Origin of the sequence: Streptomyces sp. NPDC101166 (assembly GCF_044768125.1) — a bacterium.
Lineage (GTDB): Bacteria > Actinomycetota > Actinomycetes > Streptomycetales > Streptomycetaceae > Streptomyces.
The window spans coordinates 1-1,086 of sequence record NZ_JBIWPF010000314.1 but is presented as its reverse complement, the minus strand read 5'-3'; the positions used below and the strand labels follow the sequence as shown (position 1 = coordinate 1,086).

Here is a 1,086-nt window from a genome sequence, read left to right as displayed (position 1 = left end):
CCCGCGTAGTGCATCTCCTCGGCCACGATGGCGGCGTCGATGGCATCACCGCCGGAACCGCCCGCGGACTCGGGGAACTGGATGCCCAGCAGGCCCAGCGCGCCCGCCTTCTTGTGCAGCTCCCGCGGGATCTCGCCGTCGCGCTCCCAGCCGTCCAGGTAGGGCAGCACCTCACGCTCGGCGAAACCACGGACGGTGGCGCGCAGTTCGCGACGCTCCGGGGTGTTCCAGGGACTCACGTAACTCATGGCAGCAGCTCCACGGGAATCTCGATGTGCCGGGCTCGCAGCCATTCCCCGAGCCCCTTGGCCTGAGGATCGAAGCGAGCCTGATAGGCCACGCCCTCGCCGAGCAGGCCCTCGACGATGAAGTTCAGCGCCCGCAGGTTCGGCAGCACGTGCCGGGTGACCGGCAGGTCGGCGGTCTCGGGCAGCAGGCGGCGCAGCTCCTCGACGGTCAGGGTGTGGACCAGCCAGCGCCACTGCTCGTCGGTGCGCACCCAGACGCCGATATTCGCGTTGCCGCCCTTGTCGCCGCTGCGGGCGAGAGCGATGGCGCCCAGCGGGGCGCGGGTGGTGGCGCCGGACGGAAGCGGCTGCGGCAGTTCGGGTTCCGTGACCACGTCCAGTTCCAGGGTCTCCCCGGCGGGCGCGATCGCCACCTCGGAACCGTCGGCAAGCACGGCGGTGTGCGGAATCTCCTTGGAATCCACGTATCCCGGCGTGAACACGCCGTACGGACCGCCATTGCCGGGCGGGGCCGTCAGCGAGAAGCCGGGGAAGCTGGCCAGCGCCAATTCCACCGCGACACTGGAGAACGCGCGCCCCACCTTGTTGGGGTCGGGGTCGCGGACCACGCAGCGCAGCAGCGCGCTGGCCTGCTCCTCGGTGTCGGCGTCGGGGCGGTCCAGCCGCGCCAGCGTCCAGTCCAGTTCGGCGGGACGCACCGTCAGCCACGACTCCAGCTGACGCTGCGCCAGCGCGGCCTTGGCCTCGATGTCCAAACCGGTGAGGATGAACTGCATTTCGTTGCGGAAGCCGCCGATGGTGTTGGTGGACACCTTGGTTCGCGGCGGCGGGGCCTCAC

General features: G+C 70.5%; 2 protein-coding genes. Both read right to left on the bottom strand.

The features are described 5' to 3' along the window. Window positions 1-248, bottom strand: a 248-nt coding sequence (locus ACIRS4_RS38720) for an acyl-CoA dehydrogenase family protein (protein WP_404205043.1), incomplete at its 3' end; no start/stop codon positions are given. Next, the coding region (locus tag ACIRS4_RS38715) for an acyclic terpene utilization AtuA family protein (RefSeq protein WP_404205041.1) at window positions 245-1,086 on the bottom strand (842 nt) is incomplete at its 5' end. The genes ACIRS4_RS38715 and ACIRS4_RS38720, both read right to left, overlap by 4 nt.